This window comes from Paracoccaceae bacterium (genome assembly GCA_019454225.1).
Classification (GTDB): Bacteria; Pseudomonadota; Alphaproteobacteria; order Rhodobacterales; family Rhodobacteraceae.
Genome location: CP075370.1, coordinates 868,377 through 886,548, shown reverse-complemented (window position 1 = coordinate 886,548; position 18,172 = coordinate 868,377). Strand labels below are relative to the sequence as shown.

Annotated in this window: 17 protein-coding genes; 9 read left to right on the top strand and 8 right to left on the bottom strand. The window is 68.4% G+C overall.

What is annotated here, in order from left to right:
- Position 1 precedes the first annotated feature (1 nt).
- Positions 2 to 622, top strand: a complete 621-nt coding sequence (locus KF887_04255) for an ABC transporter substrate-binding protein (GenBank protein ID QYK42345.1) — start codon at positions 2 to 4, stop codon at positions 620 to 622.
- A gap of 46 nt (positions 623 to 668) precedes the next feature.
- On the opposite strand, the gene KF887_04250 is transcribed toward KF887_04255, so the two are convergent.
- A complete protein-coding gene (locus KF887_04250; GenBank protein QYK42344.1) occupies positions 669 to 2,888 on the bottom strand; it encodes a penicillin-binding protein in 2,220 nt (739 codons plus the stop codon).
- Between the two features lie 261 nt (positions 2,889 to 3,149).
- Here KF887_04250 and KF887_04245 point away from each other — a divergent pair, with 261 nt between their 5' ends.
- On the top strand, positions 3,150 to 3,488 hold the full coding sequence (locus KF887_04245; protein QYK42343.1) for a P-II family nitrogen regulator: 339 nt from the start codon (positions 3,150 to 3,152) through the stop codon (positions 3,486 to 3,488).
- Between the two features lie 29 nt (positions 3,489 to 3,517).
- Positions 3,518 to 4,876, top strand: coding sequence for an ammonium transporter (locus KF887_04240; protein QYK42342.1), 1,359 nt, complete (start codon positions 3,518 to 3,520; stop codon positions 4,874 to 4,876).
- 75 nt (positions 4,877 to 4,951) lie between these two features.
- On the opposite strand, the gene KF887_04235 is transcribed toward KF887_04240, so the two are convergent.
- Entirely contained in the window at positions 4,952 to 6,133 is a 1,182-nt protein-coding gene (locus tag KF887_04235; protein ID QYK42341.1) for an aspartate/tyrosine/aromatic aminotransferase, read from the bottom strand.
- Between the two features lie 3 nt (positions 6,134 to 6,136).
- Positions 6,137 to 6,997: a 3-mercaptopyruvate sulfurtransferase gene (sseA, locus tag KF887_04230; GenBank protein ID QYK42340.1), complete on the bottom strand. Its 861-nt coding sequence runs from the start codon at positions 6,995 to 6,997 to the stop codon at positions 6,137 to 6,139.
- A gap of 392 nt (positions 6,998 to 7,389) precedes the next feature.
- Here sseA and urtA point away from each other — a divergent pair, with 392 nt between their 5' ends.
- The 6 genes from urtA to KF887_04200 all read left to right on the top strand — a co-directional run bounded on the left by urtA (position 7,390) and on the right by KF887_04200 (position 13,903).
- Positions 7,390 to 8,667: an urea ABC transporter substrate-binding protein gene (gene urtA / locus KF887_04225; GenBank protein ID QYK42339.1), complete on the top strand. Its 1,278-nt coding sequence runs from the start codon at positions 7,390 to 7,392 to the stop codon at positions 8,665 to 8,667.
- Between the two features lie 66 nt (positions 8,668 to 8,733).
- Positions 8,734 to 10,683, top strand: a complete 1,950-nt coding sequence (gene urtB / locus KF887_04220) for an urea ABC transporter permease subunit UrtB (protein ID QYK42338.1) — start codon at positions 8,734 to 8,736, stop codon at positions 10,681 to 10,683.
- Positions 10,684 to 10,777: 94 nt separating this feature from the next.
- Entirely contained in the window at positions 10,778 to 12,010 is a 1,233-nt protein-coding gene (gene urtC / locus KF887_04215) for an urea ABC transporter permease subunit UrtC (protein ID QYK42337.1), read from the top strand.
- Positions 12,007 to 12,747 (top strand): urea ABC transporter ATP-binding protein UrtD, encoded by a 741-nt coding sequence (gene urtD, locus KF887_04210; GenBank protein ID QYK42336.1) that lies wholly within the window; start codon positions 12,007 to 12,009, stop codon positions 12,745 to 12,747. The genes urtC and urtD overlap by 4 nt, the downstream gene beginning before the upstream one ends.
- A gap of 3 nt (positions 12,748 to 12,750) precedes the next feature.
- Positions 12,751 to 13,446 carry an urea ABC transporter ATP-binding subunit UrtE gene (gene urtE / locus KF887_04205; GenBank protein ID QYK42335.1) on the top strand — a complete coding sequence of 232 codons (696 nt, stop codon included), beginning with the start codon at positions 12,751 to 12,753 and terminating at the stop codon, positions 13,444 to 13,446.
- Between the two features lie 64 nt (positions 13,447 to 13,510).
- The gene (locus KF887_04200) at positions 13,511 to 13,903 is read left to right on the top strand and encodes a DUF1801 domain-containing protein (protein QYK42334.1); all 393 of its coding nucleotides are present in this window, start codon (positions 13,511 to 13,513) and stop codon (positions 13,901 to 13,903) included.
- Positions 13,904 to 13,988: 85 nt separating this feature from the next.
- Here KF887_04200 and KF887_04195 read toward each other — a convergent pair whose 3' ends face one another.
- The 5 genes from KF887_04195 to KF887_04175 all read right to left on the bottom strand — a co-directional run bounded on the left by KF887_04195 (position 13,989) and on the right by KF887_04175 (position 18,172).
- On the bottom strand, positions 13,989 to 14,783 hold the full coding sequence (locus tag KF887_04195; protein ID QYK43429.1) for a cytochrome c1: 795 nt from the start codon (positions 14,781 to 14,783) through the stop codon (positions 13,989 to 13,991).
- 16 nt (positions 14,784 to 14,799) lie between these two features.
- The gene (locus KF887_04190) at positions 14,800 to 16,143 is read right to left on the bottom strand and encodes a cytochrome b N-terminal domain-containing protein (GenBank protein QYK42333.1); all 1,344 of its coding nucleotides are present in this window, start codon (positions 16,141 to 16,143) and stop codon (positions 14,800 to 14,802) included.
- A gap of 11 nt (positions 16,144 to 16,154) precedes the next feature.
- The gene (gene petA / locus KF887_04185) at positions 16,155 to 16,715 is read right to left on the bottom strand and encodes a ubiquinol-cytochrome c reductase iron-sulfur subunit (protein QYK42332.1); all 561 of its coding nucleotides are present in this window, start codon (positions 16,713 to 16,715) and stop codon (positions 16,155 to 16,157) included.
- Positions 16,716 to 16,925: 210 nt separating this feature from the next.
- The gene (locus KF887_04180) at positions 16,926 to 17,567 is read right to left on the bottom strand and encodes a LysE family transporter (protein ID QYK42331.1); all 642 of its coding nucleotides are present in this window, start codon (positions 17,565 to 17,567) and stop codon (positions 16,926 to 16,928) included.
- Positions 17,564 to 18,172: a glutathione S-transferase gene (locus tag KF887_04175; GenBank protein ID QYK42330.1), complete on the bottom strand. Its 609-nt coding sequence runs from the start codon at positions 18,170 to 18,172 to the stop codon at positions 17,564 to 17,566. Before KF887_04175 ends, KF887_04180 begins: the two co-directional genes overlap by 4 nt.

The window sequence follows — 18,172 nt, the reverse complement described above, 5'->3', positions numbered from 1 at the left end:
CATGACCGGTTCGCCCATTTCCCCCCGCTTCCTGTCGCGCCGCATGCTGCTGACCGTGGGGGCCGCTGCGGCCGCCGTGGCGGCGCTGCCGCGCGAGGCGATGGCGCTGGACATGAATTCGGCGCGGGCGCTGATCGACAGGGCGGTTGCCGACGTCAACGCCACGATCAATTCCGGCAAGTCGGAATCGGCGATGTTCGGCGATTTCGAGCGGATCTTCTCGCGCTATGCCGATGTGCCGGTGATCGCGCGCTCGGCGCTCGGCCCGGCGGCGCGGTCGGCCTCGGCCGGTGACATGCGGGCGTTCACGGCCGCCTTCCAGGGCTATATCAGCCGGAAATACGGCCGGCGGTTCCGCGAGTTCATCGGCGGGCAGATCGAGGTGACCGGCGCGAAGCCGATCAAGACCTATTTCGAGGTGACCTCGGTCGCCAAGCTGCGCGGGCAGGCGCCGTTTGACCTGCGCTGGCATGTGACCGAGAAGGGCGGAAAGCAGTTGTTCTTCAACATCATCATCGAGGGTGTGAACATGCTGGCCGCCGAACGCACCGAGATCGGCGCGATGCTGGACCGGCGCCGGGGCAACATCGGCGCGCTGATCGAGGACATGAAGCGCGCCTGACCCCGGCCGGGGCGAGCGCCCGTCTGCCGGTTCGCCATCGCGCCCGTCAGTACTGGCCGCCGAAGATACCCAGAACCTCGCGCAGCACCTGCTCGGCCATGTCCGGCTCGCGGCGCGGCGTCACGTCGATGGGCTGCGGCGGTGTGGCCGGCGGCCAGCCCTGGCCCTGCCCCACATCCACCGGCACCGGCGCGCCGGTGGCCGTGGCCGGATCGGGCGGGCGGCGCCATTCGGGCCGTTCCATCGGCAGCGGCGTGGCGGGCAGGCCCTGATGGACCCGCAGCATCACCGCCTTCCAGATCTCGGCGGGCAGACCGCCGCCGGTGACGCCGGACAGCGGCGTGTTGTCGTCATAGCCCATCCAGACGCCCGCCACATAGTCGGCGGTGAAGCCGATGAACCAGGCGTCGCGGGCGGCCTGGGTCGTGCCGGTCTTGCCCGCAGCCTCGCGGCCGTCGAGCCGGGCGCGCGTGCCGGTGCCCGAGTTGAGGACCTCGGTCATCATCCAGGTCAGTTCGCGGGCGGCGCGTTCGCTGATGACACGGTCGCCATAGCCGCCTTCCTGCCCCAGAAGCGCGTCGGCCTCGCCCTTCAGGGTCAGCTCGATCAGGCCGTAGGGCCGCACCGCGCGCCCGCCGTTCAGGATGCCGGCATAGGCGCCGGTCATTTCCAGCAGCGTCGATTCCGACACGCCCAGCGCCAGCGCGGGGCCTGCCGCCAGATCGCTTTCAATGCCGAAGGCCGAGGCGACCGCGCGCACCTTCTCGCGGCCCACGGCCTCGGATATGCGGACGGCGGCGGTGTTCAGCGAATGCTTCAGCGCGTCGGACACCGTCACGATGCCCTTGTAGTCTTTCGTATAGTTCTGCGGCGACCAGTTGCCCGAGCCGGGCACGCGGATGGTCAGCGGCGCATCCTCGACGTAATCCGCCGCGCTGAACCCCTGGTCGAGCGCCGCGCCATAGATGAAGGGCTTGAAGCTTGAACCGGTCTGCCGCCTGGCCATCGTGGCGCGGTTGAAGGCACCGGGCAGCTGCGCCGCGCGCCCGCCGACCATGGCGCGCACCGCGCCATCGGCCGACATCACGATCACGGCCGTTTCGGCCTTGGAGCCTTCGCGCACCTTGGTTGCAAAGACCTCGGCCACCGCCTCCTCGGCGGCGCGCTGCAACCGCTGGTCCAGCGTGGTGCGGATGATCACGTCCTCGGTCGTGGTCTTGGACAGGAAGGACGGCACGGTTTCCATCAGCCAGTCGGCGAACCAGCCGCCTGTGCGCGAGTCGGCGGCGGGGGACAGGCGGGCGGGGTTGGCGCGGGCATCGGCGGCCTCGGCGGCGGTCAGATAGCCCTGCTCCTGCATCAGGCCGATCACCACCGAGGCCCGGTCTCGCGCGCGCTGCAGGTTGTTGGTGGGCGCGAAGCGCGACGGCGCCACCAGCAGACCCGCCAGCATCGCCCCCTCGGCGGGGTTCACGTCGCGCGCGGACTTGCCGAAATAGCGCTGGGCCGCCGCCTCGAACCCGCGCGCACCGGCGCCCAGATAGGCGCGGTTGAGGTAGATCGTCAGGATCTCGGCCTTTGAATACTTGGCCTCCATCGCCAGGGCGAAGGGCACCTCCTTGACCTTGCGCCAGACACCGCCACGGCGGCAGTCCTCTTCATAGGCGGCTTCCGATTTCCACTGGGACGGGTCATAGGGCACGCCCAGGCACAGAAGCTTGGCGACCTGCTGGGTGATGGTGGACCCGCCGTTGCCCTGCAGCGCGCCGCGCCCCTCGGACAGGTTGATGCGGATGGCCCCCGCGATGCCGCGCGGGCTGATGCCGAAATGGCGGTAGAACCGCTTGTCCTCGGTTGCCACGACGGCGTTGTGCAGGTGCTTCGACACGCTGCGGGCGTCGATATGCCCGAAGGTCTCGCCCCGCCAGGCAAAGACCTGCCCCTCGCGGTCCAGCATGGTGACCGATCCGCGCGCGCGCCCGTCGGTCAGCGCGGCCACATCCGGCAACTGGGCGTAGAAATACCAGGACGACAGGCCGAGGACGAGCGCGAAGGCCAGCGCCCCGCGCCAGACGATGCCGCGCACCAGACGCCAGACGAAGCCGACGATGGCCGCCAGAAACCCGAGGATGCCGCGCCTGCGGGGGCGGCGGGGGGCGGGTTTCCGGGCGGGCGGGCGGCGCGAACCGCCGCCCCCGCCACCGGCGGGTGCCCTGTAGCGGCGATCCGCCACCAGCGGCGCGCCTGTCCTGCCCGTCTTTGCCATGCCCGACGCCCGTATGTTCCGCGCTGTTCTTGGCACCAGAATACCCGCAGCCGCGCGGAAAGGGAAAGCCGCAGGATCACGATTCGGTTTACAGGTTTGCCTGTTTTTTAGGCCAACCGCCCTGAATGTGCATTTCTTGGGCATTTTTTGGCGCTGCGGCGCGGCGGAAACCCGCCCATTCCTTGAGCGCGGATGCCCCTGTCCGGCTTCATGCCCGCAGACCGCTTCGGCGGGCCGCCTGCCATACGAAAGGGGACCCACGTGAAACTCATCATTGCAGCGATCAAGCCGTTCAAGCTCGAGGAGGTGCGCGAGGCGCTTACCGCCATCGGCGTGCGCGGCATGATGGTGACCGAGATCAAGGGCTTCGGCAGCCAGTCGGGGCACACCGAAATCTATCGCGGCGCCGAATATGCCGTGAACTTCGTGCCGAAGGTGCGGCTCGAGATCGTGGTGGCCGACGGCCTGGCCGAGGCTGTGGTCGATACCATCGCGAAGACCGCCAAGACCGACAAGATCGGCGACGGCAAGATCTTCGTCCTGGACGTGAGCCATGCGGTGCGGGTGCGCACCGGCGAAATCAACGACGACGCGCTGTGATCGCGACGGGGTAAGGGGAAGCGACCGACATGCTCAACTGGAAGACACTCACCGGGCTCGCCGCGATTGCCGCGGCCATCGCCCTGCCTGCGCAGGCGCAGGAAGCCGCCGCCACCGCCGAGGCGGCAACCGAGGCGGTGGAAGCCGCTGCCGAGGCTGCACCCGTGGTGGACAATGCCTTCATCTTCAACACGCTGCTGTTCCTGATCGGCGGTTTCCTGGTGTTCTGGATGGCGGCCGGGTTCGCCATGCTGGAAGCCGGGCTGGTGCGCGGCAAGAACGTGACGATGCAGCTGACCAAGAACATCGCGCTCTTCTCGATCGCGGCGATCATGTACTGGCTGGTCGGCTACAACCTGATGTATCCGGGCGACGGCTGGACCGTCGCGGGCTACATCGGCGCCTTCGCAACGGCCGGCATCCAGGGCGATCCGGCGCTGGAGACCGGCTATGCGACCGGTTCGGATTTCTTCTTCCAGCTGATGTTCTGCGCCACCACTGCCTCGATCGTCTCGGGCACGCTGGCCGAACGCATCAAGCTTTGGCCGTTCCTGGCCTTCACGGTCGTGCTGACCGGGTTTCTGTACCCGATCGAGGCGTCCTGGCAGTGGGGCGGCGGCTGGCTGTCGGAAGCCGGGTTCTCGGACTTCGCAGGCTCGACGCTGGTCCATGCGGCAGGTGGCTTTGCGGCGCTGGCGGGCGCGCTGGTGCTGGGGCCGCGCCTGGGCAAGTACGGCAAGGACGGCAAGGTGAACCCGATGCCGGGTTCGAACCTGGCGCTGGCCACGCTCGGCACGTTCGTGCTGTGGCTGGGCTGGTTCGGCTTCAACGGCGCCTCGCAACTGGCACTGGGGACCGAGGCCGACGCGAATGCCGTGGCGATCATCTTTGCCAACACCAACATGGCGGCGGCGGCCGGTGCCATCGCGGCGCTGATCCTGACGCAGGTGGTCTATGGCAAGGTTGACCTGACCATGGTGCTGAACGGCGCGCTGGCAGGCCTGGTGTCGATCACCGCCGGTCCGCTGGACCCGTCGCTGTTCGGCGCGCTGTGGATCGGTGCGGTGGGCGGCGTGATCGTGGTCTTTGCCGTGCCCTTCCTGGACAAGATGAAGATCGACGACGTGGTGGGCGCCATCCCGGTGCACCTGATCGCCGGGTTCTGGGGAACGCTGGCGGTGCCGTTCTACACCGAGGGCACCAGCTTCGTGACCCAGATCATCGGCTTCGTGTCGATCGGCGCCTTCGTCTTTGTCGCCTCCTACATCGTCTGGACCGTGCTGAAGGCGGCCATGGGTGGCCTGCGGCCGAGCCCGGAAGACGAGATGCTGGGCCTCGACAAGGCCGAGCTGGGTCTGGAGGCATATCCCGAGTTCGCCAAGGGCTGAGGTCTCTCCCTCTCGGCCGGCATGGGCCCGGGCGGCAACGCCCGGGCCTTTTTCATGCGCCGGGGGCGCGGCCGGTCAGATGCCGCAGGCCACCACGGCACGGGCCAGCACCGGCACGGTGGCCGCGTTTAGCCCGGCGATGTTCAGGCGGCTGTCCGACACCATGTAGATGCCATGCTCGACCCGAAGCCGGTCGACCTGCGCCTCGGTCGCGCCCAGGCGGCTGAACATGCCGCGGTGGCGCGCGATGAAATCGAACCGGTCCGAGTTGGTCAGCCGCCGCAGTTCGTCGGCCAGGCCATCGCGCAGCGCCAGCATGCCCGCGCGCACCTCGTCAAGTTCGGCCTGCCATTCGGCCCGCAACGCGGGGTCGTCCAGGATCATGGTGACCAGTCGCGCCCCGTGGTCGGGCGGAAAGCTGTAGTTCTGGCGGTTCAGCCAGGCGAGGTTGCCCTGCAGGACCGCCCGCTGCCCCGGCGCCCCCAGGGCAATCAGGATGCCGGTGCGTTCGCGGTAGATGCCGAAGTTCTTGCTGCACGAGGCCGCGATCAGCACCTCGGGCAGGCGGCCGGCCAGCATGCGGGTGGGGCCTGCATCGGCGTCCAGGCCGTCGCCGAAGCCCTGATAGGCCAGATCGACCAGCGGAATCGCGCCCTTTCGGGCCAGCAGGTCGGCCACCGCCGCCCAGTCCGCATCGGAGGGGTTCGCGCCGGTCGGGTTGTGGCAGCAGCCGTGCAGCAGGACGACATCGCCGCGCGCCACGCCCTCGAGTTCGGCCAGCATGCCGCCCGCATCGACCCCGCGCGTCGCGGCGTCGAAATAGCGGTACTCGGCCATCGGAATGCCCAGATAGCGGATGATCGAGGGGTGGTTCGGCCAGGTCGGGTTCGACAGCCAGACCCGTGCCCCGGGCGAGGCCATGCGGATCAGTTCCATCGCCTGCCGCAGCGCCCCGGTGCCGCCGGGGGTCGCCACAGCCGCCAGCCGGTCCATCGGCGCCGCCGGTCCCAGGATCAGCCGCGCCATGGCGGCGTGGAAATCGGGTTCGCCCGCAAGGCCGGTGTAGGTCTTGGTGCGCTCGGTCTCCCAAAGCTGGCGCTCGGCCGACTTCACCGCCCGCATCACCGGCGTCAGCCCCGTGGCATCCTTGTAGACACCCACGCCCAGGTCGATCTTGCCGTCGCGCGGGTCGTCGCGGAACATGCTGATGAGTTGCAGGATCTTGTCCTGCGGCTGGGCGTTCAGCGCATCGAACATCGGCTACCCCTTTTCGACCATCAGGTCATCATACATGCCCCATTCGGACCACGACCCGTCGTAGAGCGCATGGTTGCGGTGGCCCAGCCGTTCCAGCGCAAGGCTCAGGATCGCCGCCGTCACCCCGGACCCGCAGGTGGTGATCGCGGGCTTCGACAGGTCGATGCCCGCGCCCTCGAAGGCGGCGCGCAGCGCCGCGCCCTGCTTCATCGTGCCATCGGGGTTCAGAACCTGACCGAACGGCAGGTTCTTGGACCCCGGAACATGGCCCGCCCGCAGACCCGGGCGGGGCTCGGGCGCCTCGCCGCGGAACCGGGCGGCGGCGCGGGCGTCGATGATCTCGGCCTGTCCCAGCTTGGCGGCCTGCGCCACCTGCGTCACATCCTTCACCAGATGGTTCTGGCGGCTGACGGTGATGTGGCGATCCCGGGGGATCGGTGCCATGTCCTCGGTCTCGCGGCCCTCGGCCTGCCATTTCGGCAGCCCGCCGTCCAGCACCGCCACGTCGGTCTTGCCCATCAGGCGGAAGGTCCACCAGACGCGGGCGGCGGAGAACAGCCCCGCGCCGTCATAGACCACCACCTGATGCCCGTCGCCCACGCCCATGGCGCGCATCCGGCTGACGAACTTCTCGGGCGGGGGCGCCATGTGCGGCAGGGCGGACCGGTGGTCGGAAATCTCGTCGATGTCGAAGAACCGGGCGCCGGGGATATGCGCGGCCTCGTATTCCGCGCGGGCGTTGCGGTTCTGGTCGGGCAGATACCAGCTTGCATCCAGGATGCGCAGGTCGGGGTCGCGCAGATGCGCGGCCAGCCAGGCGGTCGAGACAAGCGTCTTGGGATCGTCGGCGGGTGAAGGGATCACGGGCGGCACCTGCGAGGAAACGGACGGGGAAGGAGTAGTGCGCGCGGCGGGATCAGGCAAGCGCCGGGGCGCGGGCCCCGAGTCGGCGGCATCCTGCCGTTGCGGTTCCGCCCTGCCTGTTTTGGCGGCGCGTCACGGCCGCGTGATGAAAAATGATGCGCCGGGGGCGGGTCGCGGGCATCGCGACCCTGAGGATTCTTGCCGCGCTGCGGCGCCCCCGGTCTGCTGCCTGTCGGCCCTGCCGCCATTGGCACGGGCAAAGGATGTGCGGTGGCGGCCGTGCCTGAGAAACCCGCCACCACCGCACGAGGTGCAACCGAGGTTGCCGCTCGCGGTCTAATGCCCCCACAGGGGAAGGCAAGACCCGGCGGCCCCGAGAACTGGGGGAAGACATGAACGGGATCAGGGGACTTCTGGCGGGGGTGGGGCTTGCCGCTTCCTTCGCAGGGGCGGCCGTGGCGCAGGAGACGATCAAGATCGGCGTGCTGCATTCGCTGTCGGGCACGATGGCGATTTCGGAAACGACGCTGAAGGACACGATGCTGATGCTGATTGCCGAGCAGAACGCCAAGGGCGGCGTCCTGGGCAAGCAGCTTGAGGCGGTCGTGGTCGACCCCGCGTCCGACTGGCCGCTGTTCGCCGAGAAGGCCCGCGAACTGCTGACGGTGTCGGACGTCGACGTGATGTTCGGCTGCTGGACCAGCGTGAGCCGCAAGTCGGTTCTGCCGGTCATCGAGGAACTGAACGGCCTGCTGTTCTATCCGGTGCAGTACGAGGGCGAGGAATCGTCGAAGAACGTGTTCTACACCGGCGCCGCGCCGAACCAGCAGGCGATCCCGGCGACCGACTACTTCCTCGAAGAACTGGGCGTGCAGAAATTCGCGCTGCTGGGCACCGACTATGTCTATCCGCGCACCACGAACAACATCCTGGAAAGCTATCTGATCGCGAAGGGCATTCCGAAGGAAGACATCTTCGTGAACTACACGCCGTTCGGGCACAGCGACTGGTCCAAGATCGTGGCGGACGTGGTGGCGCTGGGGGCCGATGGCAAGAAGGTGGGCGTGATCTCGACCATCAACGGCGATGCCAACATCGGCTTCTACAAGGAACTGGCGGCGGCGGGCGTTTCGGCCGATGACATCCCCGTTGTGGCCTTCTCGGTTGGTGAAGAGGAACTGTCGGGTCTCGACACCTCGAACCTCGTGGGCCACCTGGCCGCCTGGAACTACTTCCAGACCGCGGAATCGGAGCTGAACACCGAGTTCATCGCCAAGTGGAAGGCCTTTGCCGGCGAAAACCGCGTGACCAACGACCCGATGGAGGCCCATGTGATCGGGTTCAACATGTGGGTTCAGGCGGTCGAGAAGGCGGGCACGACCGATGTCGATGCGGTGCGCACCGCGATGTATGGCCTCGAGGTGCCGAACCTGACCGGCGGCGTGGCCAAGATGCTGCCGAACCACCACCTGACCAAGCCCGTCCTGATCGGCGAGATCCGCGCCGACGGCCAGTTCGACATCATCAGCCAGACCGAACCCGTCCCGGGCGACGCCTGGACCGACTTCCTGCCGGAGTCGGCAGTGCTCGAGGCCGACTGGGCGACGCTGGGCTGCGGCATGTACAACACGGCGACCAGCACCTGCGTGCAGATCAAGTCGAACTACTGATACCGGCACGGGGGCCCTGCGGGGCCCCCCTCTCTCTCCAATCCCCGGAATTTTCGAAAGTCCCCGATGCGCAGGTTCCTTCTGACGCTTGCCGCCGTGATGGTCATGGCGCTGCCGGTCGGCGCGCAGACCGGGCGTGCCGATCTTGCCGGGGCGCTTGCGCAATACGGCGACCAGATCGCCAATCCGTCACGCCAGACCATCGGCCCCGCCATCGCGGCGCTGGTCGAGACCGGCGATCCCGCCGTGTCGCGGCTGCTGTCCGCCTGGGCGGACCGTGGCCTTGGTCAGCGCAAGTCCGACGGTGCCTTCTTCCTGATTTCCGAAACCGCAGGCGGCTACGCGCTGACCGACATCCTGACCGGGGCCGACGCGGGCATCGCGGCGCGCGCCGAGATCACGCAGCTGCGGCCCAACGCCGGGGTGCGGGGCCTGATCGCCGGGGCGCTGGTGCAGTTCCAGCTGACCGACCCCGATCCCGCCCAGCGCCGTGCTGCCCTGACCGCCATCGCCCGCGATGGCGACGCCACCCAGCTTGATGCGCTGCGCGCCGCGCTGGACGATGCCGATCCGGCGCTCGCCGCGCAGAAGGTGCGGCTGGAACGCCTGTTGACCATCCGTTTCGACCCCGACAGCGCCGCCCGCGTCGCCGCCATCGACAGCTTCGGCGCCGACCTCGGGCTTGACCTGCGGGGCGCGCTGAACCCGATCCTGTCAACCCGGCGCGTTGCCGCCGCCGAACCGCCCCCCGGCGCCAATGTCGCGGCCGAACTGGATGTCGGCAGCGACATCGCCGCCGCCGACGCCTTTGCGATCCTCGTCGCCGCCGGAGACGCGCCCGCGCCGCTGACCCTTGCCGAACAGCGCGAGGCGCTGGCCGCCAATATCGAGAACGGCACGGTGGGCGGCATTCCGGTGGCCGATCTCGGCACGCAGGCGGCGCGCGACCGCGCCTACACCGCGCTCGAGGTCGCCGGAAAGGTGCCCGTCGCCGCGACCTCGGACGAGGTTGCGGCCACCATCGCGGGCTACCGCTATTTCGACATCTACACCGAGCCCGACCCGGCGGTCACCGACGCCGCGCGCAGCGCGCTGGTCGCGATCAACACCAAGGTCGGGCTGATGCAGGCGGCCGACCTGGCGCTCGACGCGCTCTCGCTCGGCTCGATCTACTTCCTCGCCGCGGTGGGCCTGGCCATCACCTTCGGCGTGATGCGCGTGATCAACATGGCGCATGGCGAATTCATCATGATGGGCGCCTACACCGGATACTGCGTGCAACTGGTGATCCCCGACTACACCGTTTCCATCGTCGTGGCGCTGCCGCTGGCCTTTGCCGTGACCTTCGCCGCCGGGGTGGCGATGGAGCGGCTGGTGATCCGCCACCTTTACAGGCGCCCGCTGGAAACCCTGCTGGCCACCTTCGGCATCTCGATCGCGCTGCAGCAGATCGCCAAGAACATCTTCGGCACGCAGGCGCGGCCGCTGACCTCGCCGGGCTGGCTGGACGGGGCGCTGTCGTTCAACGACGTGGTGTCGATCAGCTACATCCGCATCGCGATCTTCGTGCTGGCGATCGTGTTCCTCTGCGTCATCCTGTTCATCATGCGCCGCACCCGGCTGGGGCTCGAGGTGCGGGCGGTGCAGCAGAACCCGTCCATGGCGGCCAGCATGGGCATCAACCCCGACCGCATCAACATGCTGACCTTCGGCCTCGGCTCGGGCATCGCGGGCCTTGCCGGCGTGGCCATCGGGCTGTTCGCCAAGGTCACGTCCGAGCTTGGCAACGACTACATCGTGCAGTCCTTCATGACCGTGGTGGTCGGCGGTGTCGGCAACATCTGGGGGACGCTGGCGGGGGCCGCACTGATCGGCGCGCTGCAGAAGGGCATCGAATGGCTGAACCCGTCGAACACGCTGGCGGCGCAGACCTACATGATCCTCTTCATCATCCTGTTCATCCAGTTCCGGCCGCGGGGCATCATTGCCCTCAAGGGCCGCGCGGCGGGGGACTGACCATGGGACGCCTGGCATTCCCCGCTCTGCCTGCGCTGTGGCTGCCGCCACCGCCCGCCCTGCCCCCCGCCGCCAGGCCCGAAGGAGCCCCCGCATGAACCGGAGCTTCGTGGCCCGCAACCCATCGGTCCTGATCTTCCTGCTGTGCCTGGCCGTGTTCACGCTGGGGGCCACCGTGCTGTCCGAAGGCTTCGGCATCGGCGTGATCTCGACCTCGTTCATCAAGACGCTGGGCAAGACGCTGTGCCTCTGCCTGGTCGCCATCGCGATGGACCTGATCTGGGGCTACGCCGGTGTGCTGTCCCTCGGCCACATGGCGTTCTTCGCCATCGGCGGCTACATGATCGGCATGTGGCTGATGTATGCCCGGACCGAGGAGATCGTGATCGCCTCGCTCGTGGGCCAGCCCCTGCCCCCCACGCCCGAGGAAATCCGCACCGGCATCGGAACGCAGATCTTCGGCGTCGTCGGCGGGTCCGAGATTCCGCCGGTCTGGATGTTCGCCCATTCGCTGACCGCGCAACTGCTGCTGGTGGTGGCGGTGCCCGGGGTGCTGGCCGGCGTGTTCGGCTGGCTCGCGTTCCGCAGCCGCGTCACCGGCGTCTACCTGTCGATCCTGACGCAGGCGATGACGCTGGCGCTCGCGCTGTGGCTGTTCCAGAACGACAGCGGGCTGCGCGGCAACAACGGGCTTTCGGGGCTCCAGAACATTCCGGGCCTGACCGACCTGTCGCAGGCCACGCTGTCGGTCTGGTTCCTCTGGGCCTCGGCCGGGATGCTGGGGCTGGCCTATTTGGCGGCGGCCTATGTGGTGTCGGGCAAGTTCGGCTCGGTCATCCGGGGCATCCGCGACGACGAGGCGCGGGTGCGGTTCCTCGGCTATTCGGTCGAGGGCTACAAGCTGTTCCTGTTCACCCTGACGGCGATCATGGCCGCCATTGCCGGTGCGCTCTACTATCCGCAGGCAGGCATCATCAACCCGGCCGAGCTTGCGCCCATCGCCAGCATCTATCTGGCGGTCTGGGTCGCCATCGGCGGGCGCGGGCGGCTTTACGGCGCGGTGATCGGCGCTGCCTTCGTATCGCTGCTGTCGTCCTGGTTCACCGGTGGCCGCGCGCCGGACATCCCGCTCGGCTTCTACACGATCAAGTGGGTGGACTGGTGGTCGGTGGCCCTGGGCCTGGCCTTCGTGGCCGTCACGCTGTTCGCCCCCAAGGGCATCGGCGGCCTGTTCGACCTCTGGCAGAAGCTGCGCACGCCCGACCGCCACGGCGCCGATCTCGGCCCCGGACCCGGTTCCCTGCGCGAGAAGGAGGCCACCGAATGACCGCCCTTCTGGAATGCTCGGGCCTGTCGGTCACCTTTGACGGCTTTCGCGCCATCAACAACCTGTCCTTCACCATCGGCCCGCAGGAACTGCGCGCGATCATCGGGCCGAACGGTGCAGGCAAGACCACCTTCATGGACATCGTCACCGGCAAGACCCGGCCGGACGAGGGCCGCGCCACCTTTGGCGAAAAGCTGCACAACCTGTTGCGGATGTCCGAGGCGCAGATCGCCCGCGCGGGCATCGGCCGCAAGTTCCAGCGCCCCACCGTGTTCGAGGACCAGTCGGTCGACGAGAACCTGATGCTGGCCCTGCGTGCCAGCCGGTCGCCCCTTGCCGTGCTGACCTGGCGCCCCGCCGCCGCCGACCATGCCCGCGTTGCCGAACTGGCCGCGCAGGTAGGCCTGGCCGACGCCCTGCCCCGGAAGGCGGGCGAACTGTCCCATGGTCAGAAGCAATGGCTGGAGATCGGCATGCTGCTGGCACAGGAACCCCGCCTTCTGCTGGTCGACGAGCCGGCAGCGGGCATGACGCTGGCCGAGCGCGAGGCGACAACCGCGCTTCTGGTCGATCTGGCGCGCACCCGGGCGGTGGTGGTGGTCGAGCATGACATGGAATTCGTGCGCCGACTGAACTGCAAGGTGACCGTGCTGCACGAGGGATCGGTGCTGGCCGAGGGGTCGCTCGATCACGTCACGAAGAACCAGCAGGTGATCGATGTCTATCTGGGACGCTAGGCCATGATCCGCACCGAGGCCCTGACGCTGCACTACGGCGGCGCGCAGATCCTGCACGGGATCGACTTCGAGGCCCGCGCGGGCGAGGTGACCTGCGTCATGGGCACCAACGGCGTCGGCAAGACCAGCCTTCTCAAGGCGCTGGCGGGCACCCATCCGCGATCCGGCGGCAGGCTGTGGATCGGCGAGGATGAGATCGGTCGCGTCGCGCCGCAGGCCATGGCCCGCAAGGGGCTGGCCGTGGTGCCGCAGGGCCGGATGATCTTTCCCCTGCTGACCGTGCGCGAGAACATGGAGACCGCCTATGCCCTGCTGCCCAAGGCCGAGCACCGCATCCCCGACGAGATCTTCGAGCTGTTCCCGATCCTGAAGGATTTCCTGCACCGTCGCGGGGGCGACCTGTCGGGCGGGCAGCAGCAGCAGCTTGCCATCGCCCGCGCGATGATCATGAAGCCCCGCGTCCTGCTTCTGGACGAGCCGACCGAGGGCATCCAGCCCAACATCATCCAGCAGATCGGCCGCGTCATCGAATACCTCAAGGGCAAGGGCACCATGGCCATCGTGCTGGTCGAACAGTATTTCGACTTTGCCTATGGGCTGGGCGACCGGTTCTACGTGCTCAAGCGGGGCGCCGTCGCGATGCAGGGCACCAAGGGGGAACTGGGCCACGACGCCCTGCGCGCCACCGTGTCGGTCTGACGGGCCGGCCACCGGCCCGCGCGGCCGGGTTGCGGCAGCCCGACCCGGGCCCTAGGCTGCCGGCATGAAACCCGCGACCATCGACGCCTACAACAGCCTTCAGGCCGCCGGTGACCGGCCGGTCTGCGATCTGCTGCGCCACCACATTGACGCGGGCCTTCCCGGCGCCGACAGCCGCATCTGGCACGCCCATCCCGTGTGGTTCCTCGCCGGCAACCCGATCGTCGGCTACAGCAGGCTGAAGGCGGGCATCCGCCTGATGTTCTGGAGCGGCGCCGATTTCGACGAGCCGCGGCTGCGCCCCGGCACCGGCAAGTTCAAGGATGCCTCGATCCTCTACACCACGGCCGACCAGGTCGATGCCGCCGACCTGGCGCGGTGGCTGGCCAAGGCGGCACGCATCCAGTGGAACTATCGCGACCTCATGCGCCGGGGCAGGCTGGAACGGATCGCCTAGGCAGGCGCGGCGCGGGGCCTCCCGCAGCGAAAGGGCCCCGCGCATCGCACGGGGCCCTTGTGTCGCAGGGTCGGGGCAGCAGGGATCAGATGGTGACCTTCTTGCCCTTCACGCCCGCCCACAGCTTCTTGTTCGTCAGGTACAGCAGCACCGACAGCACGGCCAGAAAGATCACGGCGGTGAAACCGGCCTGCTTGCGCGCCATCATCTTCGGCTCGGCGGTCCACATCAGGAAGGCCGCCACATCCTCGGCCAGGTGATGCGCCGAGGTGTCGTGCCCGTCGGCATATTCCACCAGCCCGTCATCCAGCGGCGGGCCCATCGCGATCCAGCCGCCGGGGAAGGCGGTGTTCTCGTAGTAGATCGTTCCGGCCTCTTCCTTCTCCTCGCCGGTATAGCCGGTGAGGATCGAGTAGATGTATTCCGGCCCGCCGATGCCGTTGAACAGCTGGTTGATGCCCAGGCCGTAGGGTCCGTGGAACCCGGCGCGCGACTTGGCCATCAGGCTCAGGTCCGGCGCATTCTCCAGCCCCGAGCGCGGGAAGTGGTCGGTCGGCACGCGCGGCCGGTCCTCCAGCGTCACCGGGTCGGTCACGGGCGCCAGCCCTTCGGCATAGGCGCGCACCTGGTCCTCGGGAATGCCGGGCCCCGCGGGGTCCGACAGCGTGCGCACCGGCACATACTGCAGGCCATGGCAGGCCGAGCAGATCTCGGTATAGACCTGAAGGCCGCGCTGCAGCTGCATCTGGTCATAGGTGCCAAAGGGCCCCTCGAAGCTGAAGGCCACATCCTCGATGTGCCCCTCGCCGCCGGCGGCCGCCGCCATGCCCGCCGAAAGGGCCAGCGCCGACAGCGCACCGATCATCGTCTTGCGGATCATCGTCATCGGTCCTTTCTCATTCGGCCGGCTGCGCCGAGGCGCCGCCATGCGCACCCGGCTTGCCGTAATGCGCGTTGAAGTCCTCCTCGATGGTCGCGGGCTGCACCAGCGGCTTCTCGATCACGCCCAGCAGCGGCAAGATCACCAGGAAGTAGGCGAACCAGTAGGTCGAGGCGATCAGCGAGATCCAGGTATAGATGCCCTCGGCAGGCATCGCGCCCACCCAGGTCAGCACCACGAAGTCGACGATCAGCAGCGCGAACCACCACTTGAACATCGGACGGTACTTGCCCGACCGCACCGACGAGGTGTCCAGCCAGGGCGCCAGCGCCATCACCGCGATCGCGCCGAACATCGCCAGCACGCCGAAGAACTTGGCGTCGACGATGCCGAAGGTCACGATCTGGGTCAGCTGCACGATCCAGACGTCGCCGGTAAAGGCGCGCAGGATCGCGTAGAACGGCAGGAAGTACCATTCCGGCACGATATGCGCGGGCGTCGCCAGCGGGTTGGCGGGGATGTAGTTGTCCGGGTGGCCCAGGTAGTTGGGCATGAAGCCCACGACGGCAAAGAACACCAGCAGGATCAGCGCCAGCGCGAACAGGTCCTTGATCACATAGTAGGGCCAGAACGGCACGGTATCCTTGGCCGCCTCTTCCTTCGACGTCCGCCGCACCTCGACACCCGTGGGGTTGTTGTTGCCCGTGGTGTGGAACGCCCAGATATGCACCGCGACCAGTGCCGCGATCACGAAGGGCAGCAGGTAGTGCAGGCTGAAGAACCGGTTCAGCGTGGCATTGTCCACGGCCGGGCCGCCCAGCAGCCAGGTCTGGATCGGCTCGCCGATGCCGGGGATCGCACCGAACAGGCCGGTGATCACCGTGGCACCCCAGAACGACATCTGGCCCCAGGGCAGCACATAGCCCATGAAGGCCGTCGCCATCATCGCCAGGTAGATCAGCATGCCGATGATCCACGTCACCTCGCGCGGGGCCTTGTAGGACCCGTAGTAGAGGCCGCGGAAGATGTGCAGGTAGACCGCAACGAAGAACAGCGACGCGCCGTTGGCATGGATGTAGCGCAGCATGTGCCCGCCGTTCACGTTGCGCATGATGTGTTCCACCGATGCGAAGGCGTAATCGACATGCGGCGTGTAGTGCATCACCAGCACGATGCCGGTGACGATCTGCAGCACCAGGCAGAATGTCAGCACGATGCCCCAGATCCACATCCAGTTCAGGTTCTTGGGCGTGGGGATCATCAGCGTGTCATACATCAGCCCGACAATCGGCAGCCGCTTGTGCAGCCACTTTTCACCGGCCGAGCGCGGTTCGTAGTGGTCGTGGGGAATTCCGGCCATTGCGAGGTTCCTCAGCCCAGTTTGATCGTGGTGTCGTCGATGAATTCGGCCGTCGGAACCGGCAGGTTCGTCGGCGCGGGGCCGCGGCGGATGCGGCCCGACTGGTCATAGTGCGACCCGTGGCAGGGGCAGAACCAGCCGCCGAAATCGCCCGCCCCGTTGCCCAGCGGCACGCAGCCCAGATGGGTGCAGACACCCATCATCACCAGCCATTCGCCCGCCTCGTCCATCGCCCGGTTCTGGTCGCTGGCATCGGTGCCGGGGCGGTTGGCGTTGGCCGAATCGCGGTCGGGCAGTTCGTCCAGCGCGGTGGCGCGCGCCGCCGCGATCTCGTCCTCGGTGCGGCGGCGGATGAACACGGGCTTGCCCAGCCATTTCACCGTCAGCTGCGTCCCCACCTCGACGCCCGACACGTCGACGAAGATCGACGACAGCGCGGCGACGTCGGCCGAGGGGTTCATCTGGTTCACCAGCGGCCAGACCGCCGCGCCGGTGGCGACGGCACCGGCCCCGGCGGTGGCGTAGTACAGGAAATCGCGGCGCGTGCCTGCGGGTTCTTCGGCGTGGGACACGGGTTCTCTCCAGTTCCGCGGCCGCTGCGCGCGGCCATGACATGAAGGGGCCACGGTTTCCCGCTGCCCTATCGCAGGGTTATCTAGCGGCAGCGCTCCGGCCCGTCCAGCGCACAAACCTGCCCCGACGCCGCAGTTTTCGCCCAATGGCCCGGATTCCCGCCCGATTCCGCCCCGGGGGCCGAAATGTCGCAGCCCCCGCCCCGTCGCTCAGCCCGCCAGCCCCTGCACAAGGCGCGCCGCCACCCCGAGGAAGAACAGCCCCGCCGCCCCCGAAACCGCCCACCCCATGCGCAGGTAGAACCGCGCCGCCGGCGGGGTCGAGAACGCCAGCGCATAGACCGCGTGGATGCCGAACGACAGCGCGCAGGCCCCCGCGCAAAGCAGGCCGATGTCGGCCGGCGCGGCCCGCGCCACCGGAAAGATCGCCAGGATCGCGAGCCAGGTGGTCAGCGCCTTGGGATTGGTGGCGTTCACCCCCAGCGACCGCAGGAAGGCCGCCCGAACCCCCTCCGTCCGGGGCGCCACCGGCAGGCCGCGGCGATGACCCTGCCAGCCGTCCCGGGCAACCCGCAGGTAGCGCGCGGCAAACCACAGCAGGAACGCCACCGCCGCCAGCGTCAGCGCCCGCTCTGCCCCCGGCACGACCGCGAACAGCGTCGCCATGCCCAGCGCCATGGCCAGGCACCACCCGCCGATCCCGATGCCCACTCCGGCAGCCGAGGCCAGCCCGGCACCGCGCCCGCCACCCATCGCCGTCGCGATGGTGTTCAGCACGTTGGGCCCGGGCGACAGGATGTTCACCGCCAGGAAGCTCCAGACGCCCAGAAACTCGGTCAGCGGCAGGTTCAAGCTGCGGGCACCGTCGCCTTCATGCTGTCACGCGCGGCGATGCGCATCTCCCAGGCGGCAAGGGCCGGACGGCCGGCCCGCCAGTCCCGCGCGCCATGGCGGAAATCCAGGTAGCCCAGCGCGCAGCCCACCGCGACCTGCCCCATGTCCAGCGGTCCGAACAGATGGCTCATCCAGCGTGATTCCAGCGTGTCCAGCGCGCGCGCGATCTTGCCCCACTGCCCCTCGACCCAGGGTTCGAACCGCGCCGCCTCGGGCCGCACCCGGCTTTCATAGACCATCAGCAGCGCGGCATCCAGGATGCCGTCCGCCGTCGCCTCGATCGTCAGCGTGTCCCACAGCCGCGACCCCGCCGGATAGAACCCGGAACCGAAGGTCGCATCCAGATAGCGGCAGATCACCCGGCTGTCATAGATCGCCGGTCCGTCAGCGCGTTCGAGGCAGGGAATCTTGCCCAGCGGGTTGTGCGCGACGGGCATCGTGCCCGGCTCCATCGGCGTGCCCGCCGCCGGGATCAGCGCCACCTCGCCGGTGCGCCCGGCCTCGTGCAGCAGCACCATGACCTTGCGCACATAGGGCGAGGTCGCAGAATGATATAGCTTCAT